Source organism: Williamsia herbipolensis, from assembly GCF_000964005.1.
Classification (GTDB): domain Bacteria; phylum Actinomycetota; class Actinomycetes; order Mycobacteriales; family Mycobacteriaceae; genus Williamsia_A; species Williamsia_A herbipolensis.
The window spans coordinates 68,344-89,387 of record NZ_JXYP01000018.1 but is presented as its reverse complement, the minus strand read 5'-3'; the positions used below and the strand labels follow the sequence as shown (position 1 = coordinate 89,387).

Here is a 21,044-nt window from a genome sequence, read left to right as displayed (position 1 = left end):
GTGCCATCTCGCCGCATCTCACCCGCGGACCGACACGTCCTCGGCGTCAGCTGCTGCCGAACACGACCCGCTGAGGCTGCTTCAGCACATGAGCAGCCTCAGCTGCCGCGGGCGATCCACTCCTCGAGGTGCGGGGCCTCCTCGCCGACCGACGTCGAATCACCGTGACCGGTCCGCACCTCGGTACCCGGGTCGAGGGTGAAGATGCGCTCCCGGATCGAGGAGATGATGGTCGGGAAGCTCGAGAACGATCGTCCGGTGGCGCCTGGCCCACCCGAGAACAGGGTGTCGCCGCTGAAGAGCACGCCCGCCTCGGGCAGGTACAGGCAGCACGACCCCGGCGAGTGTCCCGGGGTGTTGATGAGCACCAGCTCGGTCCCCGCGACCGGGATCCGCTGCTGGTCCTCGATGTCGCCGTGGGCGGCGTCGGGATGGGTCTCGCGCCACAGCATGTCGTCGCCGGGATGCAGCAGGACCGGCGCGTCGAGTCGCTCCGACAGCTCCGGTGCGACGGTGATGTGGTCGTTGTGGCCGTGCGTCGCCACGATGGCCCGCACCGTCCGGCCCGCGACGGCGTCGACGATCGGCTCGGCCGAGTGCGCCGCGTCGATGATCACGACCTCGTGCTCGTCGCCGACGATCCAGATGTTGTTGTCGACATCCCAACTGCCGCCGTCGAGTTCGAACTTCCCGGAGGTGACGACGTGGTCGATGCGGAACGTCACAGCTCGACCACCGATCGCAGGACCTCGCCGGCCTCCATCTTGTGGAACGCCGATTCGATGTCGTCGAGCGAGATCCGCTCGGACACGAACTTCTCCAGCGGCAGACGCCCCTGCCGGTACAGATCGACGAGCATCGGGAAGTCACGCTCGGGCAGACAGTCGCCGTACCAGGAGGACTTGAGCGATCCGCCGCGGGAGAAGAAGTCGACCAGCGGCAGTTCGAGTCGCATCTCCGGGGTGGGGACACCCACGAGGACCACCGTGCCGGCCAGATCGCGCGCGTAGAAGGCGGTCTCGTAGGTCTCGGGACGGCCGACGGCGTCGATCACGACGTCGGCGCCGTTGCCGTCGGTGAGTTCCTGGATCGCCGCGACGACGTCGTCGACCTTCGACCCGTCGATGGTGTGGGTGGCCCCGAGATCGGTGGCCCAGGCGAGTTTGCGGGCGTCGCGGTCGACGGCGATGATCGTCGACGCACCGGCAAGGCGGGCTCCGGCGATGGCGGCGTCCCCGACACCCCCGCACCCGATCACCGCGACGCTGTCGCCGCGCTCGACGTGACCGGTGTTCATCGCCGCACCGAGCCCGGCCATCACGCCGCAGCCGAGCAGTCCGGCGACCGCGGGATCGGCCTCGGGGTCGACCTTGGTGCACTGTCCCTCGTGGACGAGGGTCTTGTCGGCGAAGGCGCCGATACCCAGTGCGGGGGTCAGCTCGGTGCCGTCCTCCAGCGTCATGGGGGCGCTGGCATTGTGGGTGTCGAAGCAGTACCAGGGACGCCCGCGCTTACAGGCACGACACTGACCGCAGACCGCGCGCCAGTTGAGCACCACGTAGTCGCCGACGGCGACATGGGTCACCTCGTCGCCGATCTGCTCCACGGTGCCGGCGGCCTCGTGACCGAGCAGGAACGGGTACTCGTCGTTGATGCCGCCCTCTCGATAGGCGAGGTCGGTGTGACACACCCCGCACGCCGCGATCGCGACGACGACGTCGCGGGGCCCCGGATCGGGCAGCGTGATGGTGACGACCTCGGTCGGTGCACCCTTGCTCTTCGCGACTACCCCTCGCACCTGCTGTGGCATGGAACGTCTGACCCTTCGTCGGTGTGGCGTGCTCGTGCTTTCATGCCGATCTTGGCATGAGTGATCGGCGACACGCGATCGTCGCCGCACCCACCCGCGCGCCGCACACGGGAATCGCCGGTGGTGTCGCGGTCGTTGAGGTCGATGACACCGACATCTCCCCGCCCGTCGATCGCCGCGATTGTGGTGACCACCGTGGTCATGGGCGACAATGGACAGATGCGACCGAGGGTCCAGCCCTCGTCGTCGCGATCACAGGAGGACAACCATGGACGAGAAGTCCACGCTGTACGAGCTCGAGTTCCCCGTGCCCCAGGTGGCGGGCGAGGAGGGAACCGGCCCGGTGCTGGTGCACGCCATGGAGGGATTCGCCGACGCCGGACACGCCGTCGCCCTGGCCGCCGAGCACCTGCGTGACAGCCTCGAGTCCGAACTGGTCGCGACCTTCTCCGCCGACGAGCTGATCGACTACCGCTCGCGTCGCCCCACGATGACGTTCTCCGGCCAGGAGTTCACCGACGTCGACATGCCCGAACTGACGATCCACGCGATCCGCGACAACGCCGGTCGCCCGTTCCTGTTGCTCGCCGGCAACGAACCCGACCTGCGGTGGGAGCGTTTCGTCGAGGCGGTCCGCGGCTTGAGCGATCACTTCAACGTGTCGTCGGTCGTCGGTCTCAACGCCATCCCGATGGCCATCCCGCACACGCGTCCGTCGACCATCACCGCGCACGGGTCGGATGCGTCGCTGCTCGGTGACCTCCCGCGATGGGGCAGCCCGCTGAAGATCCCCGCGAGCGCCTCGATGCTCGTCGAGCTCCGTCTCGCCGAGCACGGGTACCCGACGGCTGGGTTGTCGGTGCACGTGCCGCACTACCTGTCGCAGGCGCAGTACCCCGGCGCGTCGGCGATGCTGATCGAGTCGTTGGCCACCGTCACCGGGCTCGATCTCCCCGTCGCCGCCCTGGAGAACGCCGCGGCGAAGGTGCGTGTGCAGATCGACTCCGAGGTCGAGGGCAACGCGGAGGTCGAGTCGGTCGTGTCGGCGCTGGAGAGCCAGTACGACGCGTTCACCTCGTCGGAGACCGAGAAGGCCTCGTTGCTCGCCGCCGACGAGTCGCTGCCCAGCGGCGACGAACTGGGCGCCGAGCTCGAGGCGTTCCTGGCCGATCAGACCGCGGGCGACGATGTCGATGTCGACGGCGCGCGGCGCGAGCTACCCGAGGACCACGACGGACCGGACAGCCCGAACCCGACGCCGCCGACCGGAGACGGTGTCTGATCGCCGAATCCGCCACTCTCCCGACCCCGGCGTCCGCCGACGCCGACGACCTCTTCGACGCACTCGGTGAGTGGGTCTCCGCGCGGGGGATCTCGTTCTACCCCGCGCAGGAGGAGGCGCTGATCGAACTGGCCTCCGGGGCCAACGTGGTGCTGTCCACGCCCACCGGATCGGGGAAGTCGCTCGTCGCGACCGGCGCCGCCTACTTCGCGCTCGGGCGAGGGCAGCGCACGTTCTACACCGCGCCGATCAAGGCGCTCGTGAGCGAGAAGTTCTTCGACCTCTGCGCACAGTTCGGTGCGGAGAAGGTGGGCATGATGACCGGCGACGCGACGGTCAACCCGGGTGCGCCGATCATCTGCGCGACCGCCGAGGTGCTCGCGAACCTCGCGTTGCGCACGGGCGCCGACGCCGATGTCGGTCTCGTGGTGATGGACGAGTTCCATTACTACGGTGACACCGAGCGTGGCTGGGCGTGGCAGGTGCCGCTCATCGAGTTGCCGCACGCTCAGTTCCTGCTGATGTCCGCGACGTTGGGCGACGTGACCTTCTTCGTCGACGACCTCACCGAGCGCACGGGACGTCCGACGGCCGACATCAGCGGCACGCAACGACCGGTCCCCCTGGAGTACAGCTACGTCCTGACCGCGGTGCACGAGACCATCGAGCGGTTGATCGAGGCCGACCGCGCGCCGGTGTACGTCGTCCACTTCACCCAGCAGTCGGCCGTCGAACGCGCTCAGGCCCTGCTCAGCGCGAAGATCATCACACGCGAGCAACGCGACGCGATCGCCGCCGAGATCGGCGACTTCCGCTTCTCTGCCGGCTTCGGTTCGACGCTGTCGAAATTGGTACGTGCGGGGATCGGCGTCCACCACGCGGGGATGCTGCCCCGCTACCGGCGTCTCGTGGAACGGCTTGCGCAGCAGGGACTCCTCCGGGTCGTCGCCGGCACCGACACCCTCGGCGTCGGCATCAACGTCCCCATCCGCACGGTGTTGTTGACCGGTCTGACGAAGTACGACGGCGTCCGCACCCGCCATCTGCAGGCGCGTGAGTTCCACCAGATCGTCGGACGCGCGGGCCGCGCGGGCTACGACGATCGCGGTTACGTGGTGGCGCAGGCCCCCGAACACGACGTCGAGAACGCCCGCGCGGCCGCCCGCGCGGGCGACGACCCGAAGAAACTCAAGAAGATCCAGCGCAAGAAGGCACCCGAGGGCTTCGTCTCGTGGGGCGAGCCCACCTTCGAACGGCTCATCGCCGCACCGCCGGAGCCGCTGCGGTCGCATTTCCGCGTGTCGACCTCGATGGTCATCGACGTGATCGCCCGCCCCGCCAACTGCTTCACGGCCATGCGTCACCTGCTGGAGTGCAATCACGAACCACGCGAGCGGCAGCGGCGACACATTTTGCGCGCCATCGAGATCTACCGCGGGTTGCTCACCGCAGGGCTGGTCGAGCCGATCGACCCGTGGACCGCCGAGCCCTCCGACACCCCCGGCGGCAAGACCGTCCGCCTCACCGCCGACCTCCCGGCCAACTTCGCGCTGTCGAACCCGTTGTCGTCGTTCGCGATCGCCGCTCTCGAGCTGCTCGATCCCGCCGACCCGGGTTACGCGCTCGACGCCGTGTCGGTGATCGAGTCGATCGTCGAGGACCCGCGGCAGGTGTTGCGGGCGCAGCGCTCGGCCGCCCGCGACGTCGCCATCGCCGAGATGAAGTCCGACGGCATCGAATACGAGGAGCGGATGGAGCTGCTCGAGGAGGTCGACCACCCCAAGCCGCTGGCCGACATGCTCGACGCCGCCTTCGAGATGTACCGACGCGGCCACCCGTGGGTGTCGGGCACTCCCCCGGCCCCGAAATCGATCGTGCGCGAGATGGTCGAGGGCGCCATGGGTTTCACCGATTTCGTGGGCACCTACAAGCTCGCGCGCAGCGAGGGTGTGGTGCTCCGCTACCTCACCGACGTGTACCGCTCGGCGCGACACGGACTGCCGACCGCACTGCACACCCCCGAACTCGACGACCTCGTCGAGTGGCTCGGGGACCTCGTCCGACGGGTCGACTCGAGTCTCATCGACGAGTGGGAGCAGTTGACCCACCCCGACGACACCGGCGACGGACGTGCGACTCCCCCGCCCACGGCGGGTCCGAACGTCCGCGCCCTGCGCGTCGGTGTGCGCAACCACATGTTCGCACTGGTCTCGGCGTTCGCGCGGCGCGATGTCGCGGCCCTGTACCGCAAGCACCCCGACGTCGAGTGGCGCGACGACCTCGACGACTACTTCGACGAATACGACGAGGTCGGGATGGGTCCCGACGCGCGGAGCCCGCAGCTGTTCACCCTCGACACCTCCGAGCAGCCGTGGCGGGTGCGACAGACGCTCGACGATCCCGAGGGTGATCACGGGTGGGCCATCACCGCCCTCGTCGACCTCCCCGATGTCGAGGCCGACGATGCCGACGGCGCGTTGTCCGACGGTCAACCGGTGATCCGCGACGTCGAGGTGGTCGCGGGCTGACGCGAATACGGACGCACGCCTGGGGTCTCAGGTATTGACAGCAGCCTGTCAATACGACAGTGTGTTGTCATCTGTTGGCCACGTCAGGAGTCCCCCATGAGCACCGCACCCCGCCCCGTCCTCCTCGCCGTCTACGACACACTCGCCGACTGGGAGTACGGACTCGCCACCGCGCACATCAACTCCGGCGCCCACCAGATCGACCCCGGTCGGTTCACCGTGGTCACCGTCGGGCTCACCGACGCGCCGATCCGCACCATGGGCGGGATGCGGGTCGTCCCCGACATCACCATCGACGAGGTCGACGACACCACCACGGCTGCACTGATACTGCCCGGGGCGGAGGCGTTCTCCGCCGGTTACGGAGCGCCGTGGGCCGACCTCGCCGAGCGGCTCCTCGCCGTCGGCATCCCGGTCGCCGCGATCTGCGGGGCGACCTCCGCCCTCGCCCGCCACGGGCTGCTCGACCATCGCCCCCACACCAGCAACGCCGTCGAATACCTCGGCGCGCAGCCGGGATACCGCGGCGGGGAGTTCTACGTCGACGAACTCGCCGTCACCGACGGCGACCTGATCACCGCGAGCGGCATCGCACCGGCGCACTTCGCCCGCGCCGTGCTCGAACGGCTCGGCCTCTACCGACCCGAGACGCTCGCGGCGTGGTTCGACCTCTACGAGAACCACGACCCGGCGGCCTACCCGCGCCTGATGGCCGAGTCCGCGTGACACACCCCCAGAGGTTGCTGAGCGACTCCGCGCTGCTGGCGTTCCGGCTCAACGGGCAGTTCCTCGCCCTCGCCGAGCACCTCGCGGCGCCTGCCGGACTCACCGCGACGCGGTGGCAGGTTCTCGGGGCGGTCGTCGCCGAGCCACTCCCGGTATCGCAGATCGCGCGCGACATGGGCATCACCCGGCAGAGCGTGCAACGCACCGCCGACCTGCTGGCGCATGACGGCCTCGTCGAGTATCTCCCGAACCCGGCACACCGCCGGGCCAAACTGGTCACGCCCACCGCCGACGGACGAGACGCCATGGCCCGCATCTCCCCCGGTCACGCCCGCGCCGCCGCACTGCTCGTCGACGAGGTGGGGGCGCAGCGGTGGGAGACCATCGTCGAAGGACTGCAGGCGCTGTCGGTCGCCCTCGACGCGACCGCCGAGCGTGAGACCTGATCGGGCCGGGAACGGGTGCCCGGGGCCGACGTCAGACGAGTTCGTCGAGCCCGTCGGACATGCGCTGGGCCAGTTCGTGGGTCTGCTCGGTGGTCATCACGAACGCCGGCGAGATCTGTAGCGCTCCCGCGCCGGCCGCACGTCCGCTGACACCGTGACGGCGCAGCGCGGTGACCGCGACTGGCCCCTGCGCGGGGTCGGCCAACTGCACCGCCGCCACGGCCCCGATGCCGCTGCGCACCTCCGACACCACGGCGTGCTCGGCGAGCGGCGAGAGCGCGGTGTGCAGGTCGGACTCGAGTCGTCGTGCCTCGTCGAGCAATCCCTCGCGCTCGATGATGTCGAGGTTGGCCATCGCGGCCGCGGCCGCACCGGCGTGGCCGCCGTAGGTGTAGCCGTGGCGCCACCACACGCCGCCGGAGAAGAACGGCTCGGCGATGTGGGGGGCGACGAAGACCGCACCCATCGGCACGTAGCCCGAGGTGAGCCCCTTCGCGGTGGCCATCATGTCGGGCTGCAGGTCGAAACGCTGTGAGGCGAACCAGGACCCGCCGATGCGCCCGAACCCGGTGACGACCTCGTCGGCCACGAACAGCACGTCGTGGTCGCGGCAGATCTGGCGCACCTCGGTCAGGTACCCCTCCGGCGGGAGATAGATGCCGCCGGCGCCGATGACGGGTTCGCAGAAGAACGCCGCCACGGAGTCGGGGCCGACGCGCTCCAGGAGTCCGAGCAGGCTCTTGGCGTCGTCCCACTCGACGGTGGCGGCGTCGGCCATCAGGGTGCCGTAGCCCTCGCGGTTCGGCGGCAGCCCCGACAGCGCGGTCCCCGCGACGTGCATCCCGTGGTAGGCCTTCGTTCGCCCGATGATCAGTGTCTTGTGCGGTCGACCCTTCTCGTGCCAGTACCGGCGGGCGAGCTTCGCCGCGGTGTCGATGGAGTCGCTGCCGCCGGAGGTGAAGAACACCTTGCTGTCCGCGATGGGCGCGATCCCGCCGAGTCGCTCGGCCAGCTCGATGGTGACCGCGGGCGCGACGTCACCGAAACCGGAGTAGTGCGCGAGGGTGCCGAGTTGGCGTGCCACCGCGTCGGCGATCTCGGTCCGACCGTGGCCGACGTTGGTGAACCACAGACCCGCGGTCGAGTCGATGTACTTGTTGTCGTCGGTGTCCCAGATGTGCACCCCCGAACCGCGAGCGATCGCGAACGGTCCGGAGGAGCTGACCGCCCCCATGTCGGCAAACCCATGCCACAGCGTCGACGTCATGGGCCAATCATGCCTGTCACCCACCGGCGTGGCGGGGGCACGGTCCCCTGTGGCGAGGAGTCGTCGCGCACACGGCGCGGGGCCCGCCGCAGAGGGAACGAATATCGTAGGAGACATCATGTCCCGACCCCCTCGCGCGCGTTCGACCGACGACCGGTCGGCACGTCGCCGTCCGAACGGCCCCCGGGGTCCCCGCACCGACTCGACGGCCACGACATCCGAGCCACTCGTCATCGACGAGGACGAGGTCACGATCGTCGATGCCCACCGGTTGCGGCGACGCGTGTCCGGGGCGCGCGACGACCGTTCCCGCCACCGGCTGGCCGGTTCGATCGACGCGGCGCGGGGGCGTCTGGCCCGCAGGAAGACCCTCGTCCCGGAGCTGAGCTATCCCGACGAGCTGCCCATCTCGGGGGCGCGCGAGGAGATCGCGGCCGCGATCGCCGCCCACCAGGTCGTGGTCGTCGCCGGGGAGACCGGATCGGGCAAGACCACCCAGCTACCGAAGATCTGCCTGGGCCTCGGGCGCGGTGTCCGCGGCGCGATCGGCCACACCCAGCCGCGCCGGATCGCCGCACGCGCCGTGGCCACACGCATCGCCGAGGAGACCGACACCGAGGTGGGCGCCGCCGTCGGGTTCGCCGTTCGTTTCGACGACCGGTCGGGCGCCGACACCCTCGTGAAGGTGATGACCGACGGCATCCTGCTCCGCGAGATCGGACGCGACCCGCTGCTGCTCGCCTACGACACGCTCATCATCGACGAGGCCCACGAGCGCAGCCTCAACATCGATTTCATCCTCGGCTTCCTCAAACAGCTGCTGCCCCGACGACCCGATCTCAAGGTCGTGATCACCTCGGCGACCATCGACCCCGGCCGCTTCGCCGAGCACTTCGCCACCCCGGACCATCCGGTCCCGGTCATCTCGGTCTCCGGCCGCACCTACCCGGTCGAGATCCGATACCGACCACGAGACGCCGAGACCGACGACAGCGACCCCGACGGTGACACCCGAGGCGGGGGCGACCACGACGACGTCGACCAGATCCAGGCGATCGACGCCGCGATCGGTGAACTCACCCGCGCCGGACCCGGCGACATCCTGGTGTTCCTGGCCACCGAGCGCGAGATCCGCGACACCGCCGACGCCCTGCGACGGCGCCTCGACGACCGTGTCGACATCCTCCCGTTGTTCTCACGGCTGTCGACCGGCGATCAGCAGAAGGTGTTCACCACCTCGCAGCGCCGACGGATCGTGTTGTCCACCAATGTCGCCGAGACGTCGCTCACCGTGCCCGGCATCCGCTACGTCGTCGACGCCGGCACCGCGCGCATCTCCCGGTACTCGTTGCGTACGAAGGTGCAGCGGCTGCCGATCGAACCCGTCTCGCAGGCCAGCGCGCGCCAGCGAGCCGGCCGGTGCGGACGCGTCGCCGACGGGATCTGCATCCGCCTGTACTCCGAGGAGGACTTCGACAGCCGCCCCGAGTTCACCGAACCGGAGATCCTGCGCACCAACCTCGCGTCGGTCATCCTCACGATGACCGCGCTGAACCTCGGAGACATCACCGATTTCCCGTTCGTCGAGGCTCCCGACGCACGGTCGATCCGCGACGGCATCGGCCTGCTCGAGGAGCTCGGCGCCGTCGACGGGTCCGGCACCCGCCGCGGTCTCACCCCGGTGGGTCGCGACATCGCCGACCTGCCGATCGATCCCCGGTGGGCGCGCATGGTGGTCGCGGCGCACGAGAACGGCGCGCTGGCCGAGGTGCTCGTCATCGTCGCTGCCCTGTCGTTGCCCGATGTCCGCGAGCGTCCCACCGAGAAGCGACAGGCCGCCGACGAGTCGCACGCGCGATTCGCCGTGGCGGGGTCGGACTTCCTGTCGATCCTCGCGCTGTGGCGACACCTCGAACAGATGCGGGACGAGTTGTCCAACAACCAGTTCCGCAAGCGGTGTGAACGCGAGTTCCTGCACTGGCTCCGGATCCGCGAATGGCGCGAGCTGGTGCGACAACTCGAACGCATCACCGCCGACAAGGGATGGACACCCAACACCTCCGATGCGTCGCCCACCGCGGTGCACCAGTCGCTGCTCGCCGGTTTGCTCGGACACATCGGCGTCCGCGACGGCGACACCCGCGAGTTCCTCGGCGCGCGCGGCACCCGGTTCGTGGTGTTCCCAGGGTCGCCGCTGGCCAAGAAGCCGCCGCGGTTCGTGATGGCCGGTGAGGTGGTGGAGACCTCGCGGTTGTTCGCGCGCACGGTGGCGGGCATCGAACCCGAGTGGGCCGAGAAGATCGCCGGGCCGCTGGTGAAACGTTCGTACAGCGAGCCGCACTGGTCGTCGAAGCGGGGTTCGGCGATGGCGTACGAACGCGTCACGCTCTACGGCGTCCCCCTCGTCGCGCACCGCGCGGTGCCGTTCGGGCGGGTCGATCCCGAGACGTCGCGGGACCTGTTCATCCGGCACGCGCTGGTCGAGGGTGACTGGCGCACCCGACACCCCTTCTTCGACCGCAACCGGGCCCTGCTCGAGGACGCCCGCGACCTCGAGCACCGCGCGCGCCGCGGCGACCTCGTCATCGACGACGATCAGCTCTTCGACTTCTACGACCAGCGCATAGGTCGAGAGGTCGTGTCGGCGGCCCATTTCGACACCTGGTGGAAGTCCGCGCGCCGCGCGGACCCCGAACTGCTCGACCTCACCCCCGACACGGTCGCCGACACCGACGCGGTCTCGGCGACGGAGTTCCCCGACCGGTGGCAGCAGGGCGAGGCATACCTCGATCTGACCTACCAGTTCTCGCCCGGCGCCGAACGGGACGGGGTCACCGTCCACATCCCCCTCGCCCTGCTGCCGCGCGTCCGTCCGTCGGGCTTCGACTGGCTGGTCCCCGGACTGCGCACCGAGCTGGCCGTGGCGATGGTGCGGAGCCTCCCCAAATCGGTGCGCCGACGGCTCGGTCCCGCCGCCGATGTCGGGGCTGCGGCCATGGCCGCACTCACCCCGCGCAGCGAACCGGTCGCCGTCGGTCTGGCGCGTGAGGTGAGTCGCCAGACCGGTGTCGCGGTGTCGCCGAACGATTTCGACCCGACCACGTTGCCCCGCCACCTGCGCATGACCTATGCCGCGGTCGCCGAGGACGGATCGGTGGTCGCCACCGCCGAGTCGCTTGCCGAGCTGCGCGACGCCGTGGGGGGACCGGCGCCCGCGGCGCCGCGGCGTGGTGCCTCGACGTCCCGGAGCGGTGCGTCCGCCGCACCGGCGCCACCGCCGATCACCGAGTGGACGGCCGCCACCATCGGGACCATCGCACCGTCGATCGTGGAAACTGTCGCCGGTCAGCAGGTCACGAGCCACCCGTGCCTGCTGGTGGTCGACGGCGGTGTCGTGCGGGCGGTCGCGACCACCTCGGCCGAGGCCGACCTGCAGACCCATCGGGCCATCCGACGACTGCTCGAGATCTCGATCCCCGTCCTCAAGCCCTCGGCCACCGGCGGGCTACCCGTCGCGGCGCGGTTGGCGTTGTCGCAGAGTCCCTACCGCTCGACCGAGGACCTGCTGCGCGACTGCACACGGGCAGCCATCGGCGATCTCACGGGGTCGACCGGCACGGTGCGCGACCCCGCCGCGTTCGCGGCGCTCCGGGCGTCCGTCGCCCGTGACACCCCGGCGGTCGCCCGCGCCGCCCTCGCGACCGCGGCCGACGTGCTGACCCGCGTCGCTCCGATACGGGCGGAACTCGACCGCCTCCGCTCGGGTGCTGCCGTCGCCGACATCACGCGCCAACTCGACGATCTCGTGTTCGACGGGTTCATCGCCGCCACCGACGCCGAGCACCGCGCGCGTGTCGCGGTGTATCTCGACGCCATCCTCGTGCGATCGGCGCGCCTACCCGCCGGGGCGGCGACCGACGCCCGGGCGATGGAATCGTTGGATTGCGTCCTCGACAGGTGGGCCGAGGTGGTCGAGAGAGCGACGCCGGCACGGCGTATCACGCTCGGGGAGCAGATCCACTGGATGGTGGAGGAATTGCGCATCGGGCTGTTCGCCGAGCGCATCCGGCCCGCCTACCCGGTGTCGGAGCAGCGGATCCTACGTGCGATCGACGGTCTCGCCCGCGGAGCCGACGGAGGCGGTGGCGGCGCGCGACGGTGACGACCGCAGGTCGTCGATCTCGCGCTGGAAGTCGTCGACGGACTCGAACGACCGGTAGACCGAGGCGAAGCGCAGGTAGGCGACCTCGTCGAGTTCCCGCAGCGGCCCGAGGATCGCCAATCCCACCTCGTTGCTGGGGATCTCGGCCGAGCCCGAGGCACGGACGGCGTCCTCGACCTGCTGGGCCAGGAGCCGCAACCGGTCCTCGTCGACGGCGCGGCCCTGGCAGGCGCGACGGACGCCGAGCATCACCTTCTCGCGGCTGAACGGCTCGGTCACCCCGTTGCGCTTCACGACGGCGAGCACCGCGCTCTCCACCGTGGTGAACCGACGACCGCAGTTCGAGCACGAACGGCGGCGGCGGATGGCCTGTCCCTCGTCGGCGACACGCGAGTCGACCACTCGGGTGTCCTCGTGCTTGCAGAAGGGGCAGTGCATCGACGTGTCCTCGAACCTGATCCGCGGGCGACGCGCGTCGAGGACGGACCCCGGGGCGTCACAGGGTCCGATGTGGACCCACGGTCGCGAGGATACCGACCCGGGTGGACCGTCACACACCGGTCAGTTCCGGTAGAGCGGGGCGAGCAGCGGTTGGCCGGCGGTGAGGGCCGATCCGCTCATGTGGTTGAGCTCCTTGATGTCGGCGACGACCGCCGACGTCGACCGATCCGGGGCGACGCGCTGCGCGAGCTCGCCCAACGACTCCCCGCCGCGGACGTGGACCACGGAGGTGCCGGCGATCGGCGCGGCGGTCGACTCGGTGGCGGCCGCCCCACCGATGACGACCGCCCACACCGCGATCGCGAGGGCGATGCCGGCGACGATGGCCGCGCCCCATCCGATGGGGGCGGGACGGCGCGACACCGGTGCGTGGCGGCGTCCGTCGGCGCACACGACGCCCGCGGGGCGTGCCGCGACCGGCCGACCCGAGGGGCGGCGGCGTGCGGGCACGGGGCGCGGCGCCGGACGCGGCGCGCGCTCGACCGTGGCTCCGGCGGGCCGGTGACCCGCGTAGCCGGTGGTGCTGCTGTGACGCGTGAGAGTCTGATTCATGACGTGCTCCTCATCGACCAGACGTTCGAGTGAACGTGTGTTCGATTTGTATCACGCACCTCCGACAATGTCCCGACACGGTCGAACAAATGTTTGAAAGTTGTTATCTGCTGCACTACTGTCCCAGGTGACAGCAGGTCCGCGCGTCGTCCGAACCGTTCGAACAGACCGGTCGGGAGCGGGCCGCGACAGGAGGGACACCGTGTCCGACACCACCGTCACCACCACCGACTTCGCCGACGGCCCGATCAGCGAGGCCGATCTGACGCCTCGGCAGGCGAAGGTCCTCGAGGTCATCCGTGCGTCGGTCCGCGAGCGCGGTTATCCCCCGAGCATCCGCGAGATCGGGGACGCGGTCGGCCTCAACTCCACGTCGTCGGTCGCCCATCAGCTCCGCACCCTGGAGCGCAAGGGCTTCCTCAAGCGCGACGCGAACCGCCCCCGCGCGGTGAACGTCCAGGACGCCGATCCCGGTGACGGCGGCGGGTCGGATGCACTCTCGCTGCCGACCCCGACCTTCGTCCCGGTCCTCGGCCGGATCGCGGCCGGCGGGCCCATCCTCGCCGAGGAGGCCGTCGAGGAGGTCTTCCCACTCCCCCGCGAACTCGTCGGCGACGGCGCGCTCTTCCTGCTCCGGGTGGTCGGCGAGTCGATGATCGACGCCGCCATCTGCGACGGCGACTGGGTGGTCGTCCGCCAGCAGAACGTCGCCGACAACGGCGACATCGTCGCGGCGATGATCGACGGCGAGGCCACGGTGAAGACCTTCAAGCGCACCGACGGACACGTGTGGCTGATGCCCCACAACCCGCAGTTCGACCCCATCCCGGGTGACGAGGCGGCCATCCTCGGCAAGGTCGTCACCGTCATGCGTCGCCTCTGATCGACCGCACGCACCCCGCAGATCCCATCTGACCACGCCGCGTGTCACACTGAGCTCCCCGTTCGGCGGACGACAGGAGAAGTGATGGGCGCGCAGCGATTGGTCCTCGACGGGGCGGTGGTCGTCGTGACCGGCGCCGCCGGCGGCATCGGGCGAGAGGTCGTCCGTGAGGTGCATCGCCGCGGTGCCCGGGTGGTCGCACTCGACCTCTCCCAGGCGGCGGTCGACGACGCCGTCCGCGGACTCGATCCCGACCGCGTGCTCGCGGCACGCGCCGACGTCACGGTCCCCGCTGACCTGTCCGACGCGGTCGATCGCGCCGTTGGGCGGTGGGGGCGGATCGACGTGGTGTTCGCCAATGCCGGTATCTCCAGCGGAGATTCGGCCGACACCGTGGCCAGCGTGGCCGACGGCGTGTTCGAGCGCGTCATCGGCGTCAACCTGATGGGCGTGTGGAACACGGTGCGGGCGGCACTGCCCCACATCATCGACTCCCGGGGCCACGTCCTCGTCACCTCGTCGACGTACGCCTATCTCAACGGGATGGTGAACGCGCCCTACGCGGCGTCGAAAGCCGCCGTCGAGCAGATCGGACGCGCGTTGCGCAGCGAGCTCGCGGCCCACGGTGCGACGGCCGGGGTGCTCTACCCCGGATGGGTCGCGACCCCCATCGCCGACGTCGCCTTCGGCAAGGACGAACTGGCCACCGCGCTGATCAAGCGGGCCTTCCCGCGTCCCCTGCTCACGCCGATCAAACCCCGACGGGTCGGCCTGGCGGTCGCCGACGGGATCGAGGCCCGGTCACCGCGCATCCAGGTGCCACGCCGGTGGATCCCCGTCGCCGCACTGCGCGGGATCGTCAACCCGCTGTCGGATGCCGCCCTGCACCGTGATCCGACCATGATCGGCCTCGTGCGTGAGGTGGAGGACCGAGCTCACCGGCGGTGAGCCCGATCGACCCTCGTCGCCGTCAGGCGTGCAGTGCCGCCGCCGCGGCGGCCCGTGCATCTGCCGGATCCGCAGTCGCCAGCGCCGCCTGCGCCGCGGCCCGGCACTGCGCCGCGCTCACCTGACCCAGCGCCGCACCCACCCCCGCCGCGGCCGCGGGTGCGCTCGACAGTGACGTGACCCCCATGCCCACCAGCACACAGGCGAGCAACGGGTCGGCGGCGGCCTCACCGCACACGCCGACGGACTTGCCGGTCGCCGAACCCGCTGAGGCGACCATGTTGATCAGCGCGAGGACGGCGGGCTGCCACGGGTCGGTGAGGTAGGCCAGTTCGGCGGACATGCGGTCGGCCGCCATCGTGTACTGCGTGAGGTCGTTGGTGCCGATCGACACGAAGTCGACCTCGGCGAGGATCGACGGCGCGAGCAGTGCGGCCGAGGGGATCTCGATCATCACCCCGGCGACCAGGCCGCGGGCACGCACCTTCGCCGCGAAGTCGCGCGCCTCGGTCGCGGTGGCCACCATCGGGGCCATCACCCACGGGGACGAGCCGGTGGCCTCGGCGGCGGCCGCGATCGCGTCGAGTTGCCGGTCGAGCAGACCCGGGTTGCCGAACGCCACCCGCAGACCGCGCACACCGAGAGCGGGGTTGGCCTCGGTTCCGTTGTCGGCGAACAGGAGCGGCTTGTCGGAGCCGGCGTCGAGGGTGCGGATCACGATCTTCGCGTCGGGTTGCCCGGCGGAGGGGACGAACGCCTCGATGACCTCGCGGTAGAGCGCGGTCTGCTCGGCGGCGTCGGGCTCCTTCGCGCGGTCGAGGAAGGCCAACTCGGTACGGAACAGCCCGATGCCCTGGACCGGGAAGTCGGTCGCCGAGCGGGCGGATGCACCGTCCTGGACGTTGGCGAGGATCGACACGTCGAGGCCGTCGGCGGTGCGCCCCGGCCCGCTCCAGCGCGACACCAACTCCGCGGCGTCGCGAGACCGGGCGACGGCGGTGCGGGCGGTCTCGGCGTCGGGACCGACGGTGACGGTGCCGGCCTCGCCGTCGAGCATCACCGGCGTCCCCGCGGCGACCGAGGTCAGCGCACCGACGGCGACGACACACGGAATCCCCAACTGGCGGGCGATGATCGCGGTGTGGCTGGTCGGGCCGCCCAGACGCGTGGCGAGGCCCAGCACGAGGGCAGGGTCGAGCCCGGAGGTGTCGGCCGGGGCGAGGTCGTCGGCGAAGAGGATGACCTCGTGGTCGGGCTGGGCCAATCCGGGTTCCGGGTCACCGGCGAGTTCGGCGAGCACACGGTCGCGCACGTCGAGCAGGTCGGTCACCCGCTCGGCCATGAGGCCGCCGAGCTTGGTGAACATGGCGACGAACTGTTCGGTGGCGTCGACGGCGGCGTTCGGTGCCGGTGATCCGGCGCGGATGAGCTTCTCCGCCGAGGAGATCCAGCCGCGGTCCTGTGCGAGGGCCGCCGTCGCCGAGAGGACCTCCGAGGCCACTCCGGTGCCCGCGGAGGCACGGGCGCGCAGTCGGTCGGCCACGGCCGCCGCCGCGGCGACGAAGCGCGCGCACTCGGCCTCGGCGTCGGCCGGTGGTGTCCCCGGGCCCGGCAGGGCCGGCCGCTCACCCGGCCACATCACCGGCGCGAAGGCCACGCCGGACACGACCGGTGTGCCGGTGAGGACCGTGGGGGCGGCGGGATCGGTGGAGCTGGACACGTCCTCCGTGGAGAGGTCGTTCGCTGTCGCGTGGGGAGCCATGGGGTGCCTATCGATCGTTGCTGTCGGCCGATCATCCGCCGCGGCGTCCGATGTGGACTCTCGACGAGGTGATTGTCATTGCGGTGCTGTTGTGTGACTCAAATTACAAGAAAAGCTTGACTTGTCAACACATCCAGGCGTAAACACAACAATATCAACATCCAAAGCCACACATTCCAACCGAAACGGGGACGCGTGTACGCCGAAGAGCGACAGCAGGCCATCGCCGACCAGGTACTCGCCCACGGTCGCGCGTCGGTGACCGCGCTGGCCGAGGAATTCGATGTCACCAGCGAGACCGTGCGTCGCGATCTCGCCTCGCTCGAGCGGGCCGGATTCCTGCGTCGCGTGCACGGCGGCGCCGTCCCGGTCGACGCCGTGCGGGTCACCGAACTCGGCGTCGCCGAGCGCGCCGATGCCCATCCCGACGAGAAGGAGCGCATCGGCACGGCCGCGTGTCGCTTCGTGCCGTCCGACGGCGGCAGCCTCGTGATCGACGCGGGCACCACCACCGTGCAGGCCGCCGCCCGGCTGCCGCGCGATCGCTCGCTCACCGTGTTCACCAACTCTCTGCCCGTCGCCGCGTCGGTGGCCGATCACCCGGGCGCGCAACTGCACTTCCTCGGCGGTCGCATCCGCGGGCTCACCCAGGCCGCGGTCGGCCCCGCCCCCATCACCGCACTCGCCTCGTTCCGCGTCGATGTCGCGTTCATCGGCACCAACGGCATCACCGAACGCCACGGGCTGTCGACACCCGACCCCGACGAGGGTGCGGTGAAGTCGGCGATGATCGCCGCCGCCAATCGTGTTGTCGTGTTGGCGGATTCCTCCAAGCTCGGCGCCGAGGACATGACGCGCTTCGCCGGCCTCGATGAGGTCGACGTCCTCATCACCGACGACGGCATCGACCCGAGCTTCTCCGCGCAGCTGTCCGCGCGCGGTGTCGAGGTCGTGATCGCATGATCGTCACCGTCACCGCCAATCCCAGCGTCGACCGCACCATCGTGCTCCCCGGCGAACTGGTCCGCGGATCGGTCATCCGCGCCGCCGACGCGCGTGTCGAGCCCGGGGGCAAGGGCGTCAACGTCTCTCGCGCCGTGCAGATGGCCGGCGCGGCGACCACCGCAATTCTGCCCGCACGCTCCGGCGATCCGCTGCTCGTGGGACTCGACGCCGTGGGGCTCGTCCACCGCACCGTCGATGTCGCCGTCGACGTCCGCAGCAATCTGACCATCACCGAACCCGACGGCACCACGACCAAGCTCAACCTTCCCGGCGCGGTGATGTCACCGGCCGAGCTCGCCGAGATGACCCGCCTGGTCCTGGACTCCGCCTCGACCGCGACCTGGGTGGCCCTGTGTGGATCGCTCCCGCCGGGCGTGCCCGACGACTGGTACGCCGACCTCGCCGACCGGCTGTCGTCGATGCCCTGCCGGGTCGCGGTGGACACCTCCGGGTCGCCGTTGACCGCCGTGCGCGCCGCCATGCCCGCGGTGTCGGTGGATCTGATCAAGCCCAACAGCGAGGAGCTGTGCGAGATCACCGGCGCCGATCTCGCCGCGCTGGAACAGGCGGCCGACGCCGGCGACTTCGGTCCCACCCACGACGCGGCGCGCGCCCTGCACGACCTCGCCGGCTGTGCCGTCCTCGCGACGTTGGGTGCGGCCGGCGCGATGCTGGTGACCGAGACCGGCGCCTGGCGCGCCACGCCCCCGCCGATGATCCCCGTGAGCACCGTCGGGGCCGGTGACGCAACCCTCGCGGGTTACCTGCTCGCCACTCTCGACGACGCCGCCCCGGCCGACGCCCTGCGTCGCGCCGTCGCCTACGGATCGGCGGCGGCGGGGCTCGCCGGCACCCAACCACCCCGACCCACCGACCTCGCACTGTCCGCGGTGCGCGTGAGCGAGGTGGCGACACCCCACGCGGTGTGAGGCCCTCGCGCCGCATCCCCTGACCCGACCACCCGCTTCACCGAACAACCAGAAGTCGACCAGCCTCCACCGTGGAGGCTCCCACCGAGAAAAGGCACAACGATGTCCGACACCCACATCGGCACCGCTCCGACCGGAGCGCCCGAATCCGCCGATCCACCGCAGATCATCGAGGCAGCGACCGTCGCCCTCGACGTCGCCGCCGGATCGGACAACCAGGCGGTGATCACCTACCTCGCCGACCTCCTGGTCCGCAGCGGCCGGGCCACCGACGCCGACACCCTGGTGAGCGCGGCGATGGCGCGGGAGGCCCAGTCGGCCACCGGCCTTCCCGGCGGGATCGCGATCCCCCACTGCCGCACCGAGTCCGCGGTGCGCGCGAGCCTGGCCTTCGCCCGCCTCGCGCCGCCGGTCGATTTCGGCGCCACCGACGCACCCGCCGATCTGGTGTTCCTGATCTCGGCGCCCGCCTCGGGCGGCTCCGAGCACATGAAGCTGCTCAGCGCGCTGGCCCGGGCCCTCGTCCGTCCCGACTTCGTCGCGAAGCTGCGTGCCGCGTCCGACGCGGACGCCGTGGTCGCCCTCGTCTCCGAGGTCGTCACCCCCGCGGCGCCGACGACCACTGCGTCGACGAGCGCTGCCGCGACCGGCGCTGCGACGACCGCCGCCACCGCGACCTCGGCCGGCACCACTCCGCCCGCCGCCACCGGCTCGGCGGCTGCGACCACGGTCGTGGCCATCACCGCCTGCCCCACCGGTATCGCGCACACCTACATGGCCGCCGACGCCCTCACCTACGCCGCGCAGCGCGCCGATGTGGACTTCGTCGTCGAGACCCAGGGGTCGTCGAAGACGACCGCCATCGATCCGGCGGTCATCGCCCGGGCCGACGCGGTCATCTTCGCCACCGACGTGGGTGTGAAGGGCCGGGAGCGTTTCGCCGGCAAACCCGTCATCGAGTCGGGGACCAAGCGCGCGATCAACGAGCCCGACACCATGATCGCCGAGGCCGTCGCCGCGGCGAAGGACCCCAACGCCAAGCGTGTGGGTGGCTCGGCCGCCGCGGCCGCCGCCGGCGCATCGGCCGGCTCGAGCGAGCTCGGCTGGGGCACCCGCACCCGGCAGATCCTGCTGACCGGTGTCAGCTACATGATCCCGTTCGTCGCCGCGGGCGGCCTGCTCATCGCACTGGGCTTCCTGCTCGGCGGATACGAGATGGCGCTCAAGCCCAACGGCGCCACCGATCCCCTGGGTGCGACGATCGCGCTCAGCAACAGCCTCACCAACCTGCCGTCGGGCGGGTTCGCCCAGTACCTCGGTGGCGTGTTCTTCGAGATCGGGTCGCTGGCGTTCTTCTTCCTGGTGCCCGCGTTGGCCGGCTACATCGCCTTCGCGATCGCCGACCGTCCCGGTCTGGCTCCCGGTTTCACCGCCGGCTACATCGCGTCGGTCGTCGGCGCCGGCTTCATCGGCGGCCTCGTCGGTGGTCTCATCGCCGGCTTCGTGGCCCTGTGGATCAGCCGGATCCCGTTGCCGCAGTGGGCGCGTGGACTCATGCCCGTCGTCATCATCCCGCTGCTGGCCACACTGATCACCGGCGCGCTGATGTTCATGGTGCTCGGACGCCCGCTGAAGTGGATCACCACCTCGCTGCAGGACGCGCTGTCGAACATGTCCGGCAGCTCGGTCATCATCCTCGGCATCATCCTGGGTCTCATGATGTGCTTCGACCTCGGCGGTCCGGTCAACAAGGCGGCCTACGCCTTCGCGGTCCAGGGGCTCGCGGTCGGTGCGGCGCCCGACCTCCGCATCATGGCCACCGTCATGTGTGCGGGCATGGTCCCGCCGCTGGCCATGGCGCTGGCCACCACCATCCGCCCCAAGCTCTTCACCGAGCCGGAGCGCGAGAACGGCAAGGCGGCCTGGCTGCTCGGTGCCTCGTTCATCTCCGAGGGCGCGATCCCGTTCGCCGCAGCCGATCCGCTGCGTGTCATCCCCTCGATGATGGCCGGTGGCGCCGTCACCGGTGCGCTGACGATGGCGTTCGATGTGGGCCTGCGGGCCCCGCACGGCGGCATCTTCGTCTTCTTCGCGATGACCAACGTGTTGGGCTTCCTGATCTCGCTCGCAGCGGGCACAGTGGTCGGAGCCGTCCTGGTGGTCGCGGCCAAGCAGATGCGGTCCAAGCCGGTCGTCGCGACCTCCGAGGTCGCCCTCGGCGCTCCCGTCCCCGCCTGATCCGC

Annotated in this window: 16 protein-coding genes; 10 read left to right on the top strand and 6 right to left on the bottom strand. The window is 70.6% G+C overall.

Features of this window, described 5'->3' with window-relative positions:
- Positions 1–98: 98 nt before the first annotated feature.
- Both TU34_RS09045 and TU34_RS09040 read right to left on the bottom strand, forming a co-directional pair.
- Positions 99–725 carry an MBL fold metallo-hydrolase gene (locus TU34_RS09045; RefSeq protein WP_045822539.1) on the bottom strand — a complete coding sequence of 209 codons (627 nt, stop codon included), beginning with the start codon at positions 723–725 and terminating at the stop codon, positions 99–101.
- A complete protein-coding gene (locus TU34_RS09040) occupies positions 722–1,810 on the bottom strand; it encodes an S-(hydroxymethyl)mycothiol dehydrogenase (RefSeq protein ID WP_045822538.1) in 1,089 nt (362 codons plus the stop codon). The genes TU34_RS09045 and TU34_RS09040 overlap by 4 nt, the downstream gene beginning before the upstream one ends.
- Before the next feature lie 268 nt (positions 1,811–2,078).
- Here TU34_RS09040 and TU34_RS24285 point away from each other — a divergent pair, with 268 nt between their 5' ends.
- The 4 genes from TU34_RS24285 to TU34_RS09015 all read left to right on the top strand — a co-directional run bounded on the left by TU34_RS24285 (position 2,079) and on the right by TU34_RS09015 (position 6,792).
- Positions 2,079–3,092, top strand: a complete 1,014-nt coding sequence (locus tag TU34_RS24285) for a proteasome assembly chaperone family protein (RefSeq protein WP_045822536.1) — start codon at positions 2,079–2,081, stop codon at positions 3,090–3,092.
- Complete coding sequence (locus TU34_RS09025; RefSeq protein WP_065973561.1) at positions 3,092–5,620, top strand: DEAD/DEAH box helicase; 2,529 nt, start codon at positions 3,092–3,094, stop codon at positions 5,618–5,620. The genes TU34_RS24285 and TU34_RS09025 overlap by 1 nt, the downstream gene beginning before the upstream one ends.
- 96 nt (positions 5,621–5,716) lie before the next feature.
- Positions 5,717–6,346 (top strand): DJ-1/PfpI family protein, encoded by a 630-nt coding sequence (locus TU34_RS09020; protein ID WP_045822535.1) that lies wholly within the window; start codon positions 5,717–5,719, stop codon positions 6,344–6,346.
- Complete coding sequence (locus tag TU34_RS09015) at positions 6,343–6,792, top strand: MarR family winged helix-turn-helix transcriptional regulator (protein ID WP_045822534.1); 450 nt, start codon at positions 6,343–6,345, stop codon at positions 6,790–6,792. Before TU34_RS09020 ends, TU34_RS09015 begins: the two co-directional genes overlap by 4 nt.
- 31 nt (positions 6,793–6,823) lie before the next feature.
- On the opposite strand, the gene TU34_RS09010 is transcribed toward TU34_RS09015, so the two are convergent.
- A complete protein-coding gene (locus TU34_RS09010; protein WP_045822533.1) occupies positions 6,824–8,059 on the bottom strand; it encodes an aminotransferase family protein in 1,236 nt (411 codons plus the stop codon).
- A gap of 118 nt (positions 8,060–8,177) precedes the next feature.
- On the opposite strand from TU34_RS09010, the gene hrpA reads away from it, so the two are divergent.
- Entirely contained in the window at positions 8,178–12,221 is a 4,044-nt protein-coding gene (gene hrpA, locus TU34_RS09005; RefSeq protein WP_082080062.1) for an ATP-dependent RNA helicase HrpA, read from the top strand.
- Here the strand turns inward: hrpA and nrdR are convergent.
- The gene (gene nrdR / locus TU34_RS09000) at positions 12,159–12,659 is read right to left on the bottom strand and encodes a transcriptional regulator NrdR (RefSeq protein WP_045822627.1); all 501 of its coding nucleotides are present in this window, start codon (positions 12,657–12,659) and stop codon (positions 12,159–12,161) included. The two genes, hrpA and nrdR, sit on opposite strands and share 63 nt — an antisense overlap.
- A gap of 123 nt (positions 12,660–12,782) precedes the next feature.
- Entirely contained in the window at positions 12,783–13,274 is a 492-nt protein-coding gene (locus TU34_RS24280) for a LysM peptidoglycan-binding domain-containing protein (protein ID WP_052688822.1), read from the bottom strand.
- 202 nt (positions 13,275–13,476) lie between these two features.
- Here TU34_RS24280 and lexA point away from each other — a divergent pair, with 202 nt between their 5' ends.
- Together lexA and TU34_RS08985 are read left to right on the top strand one after the other, a co-directional pair.
- Entirely contained in the window at positions 13,477–14,157 is a 681-nt protein-coding gene (gene lexA, locus TU34_RS08990) for a transcriptional repressor LexA (protein ID WP_045822532.1), read from the top strand.
- Positions 14,158–14,241: 84 nt separating this feature from the next.
- Entirely contained in the window at positions 14,242–15,105 is an 864-nt protein-coding gene (locus TU34_RS08985; protein WP_045822531.1) for an SDR family NAD(P)-dependent oxidoreductase, read from the top strand.
- Positions 15,106–15,127: 22 nt separating this feature from the next.
- Here TU34_RS08985 and TU34_RS08980 read toward each other — a convergent pair whose 3' ends face one another.
- On the bottom strand, positions 15,128–16,867 hold the full coding sequence (locus TU34_RS08980) for a phosphoenolpyruvate--protein phosphotransferase (RefSeq protein ID WP_045822530.1): 1,740 nt from the start codon (positions 16,865–16,867) through the stop codon (positions 15,128–15,130).
- A gap of 195 nt (positions 16,868–17,062) precedes the next feature.
- Here TU34_RS08980 and TU34_RS08975 point away from each other — a divergent pair, with 195 nt between their 5' ends.
- The 3 genes from TU34_RS08975 to TU34_RS08965 all read left to right on the top strand — a co-directional run bounded on the left by TU34_RS08975 (position 17,063) and on the right by TU34_RS08965 (position 21,039).
- Positions 17,063–17,830: a DeoR/GlpR family DNA-binding transcription regulator gene (locus TU34_RS08975; protein WP_045822529.1), complete on the top strand. Its 768-nt coding sequence runs from the start codon at positions 17,063–17,065 to the stop codon at positions 17,828–17,830.
- Positions 17,827–18,801: a 1-phosphofructokinase family hexose kinase gene (locus tag TU34_RS08970; protein WP_045822528.1), complete on the top strand. Its 975-nt coding sequence runs from the start codon at positions 17,827–17,829 to the stop codon at positions 18,799–18,801. Before TU34_RS08975 ends, TU34_RS08970 begins: the two co-directional genes overlap by 4 nt.
- A gap of 102 nt (positions 18,802–18,903) precedes the next feature.
- On the top strand, positions 18,904–21,039 hold the full coding sequence (locus TU34_RS08965; protein WP_082080061.1) for a PTS fructose transporter subunit IIABC: 2,136 nt from the start codon (positions 18,904–18,906) through the stop codon (positions 21,037–21,039).
- The last annotated feature ends 5 nt before the right edge of the window (positions 21,040–21,044 follow it).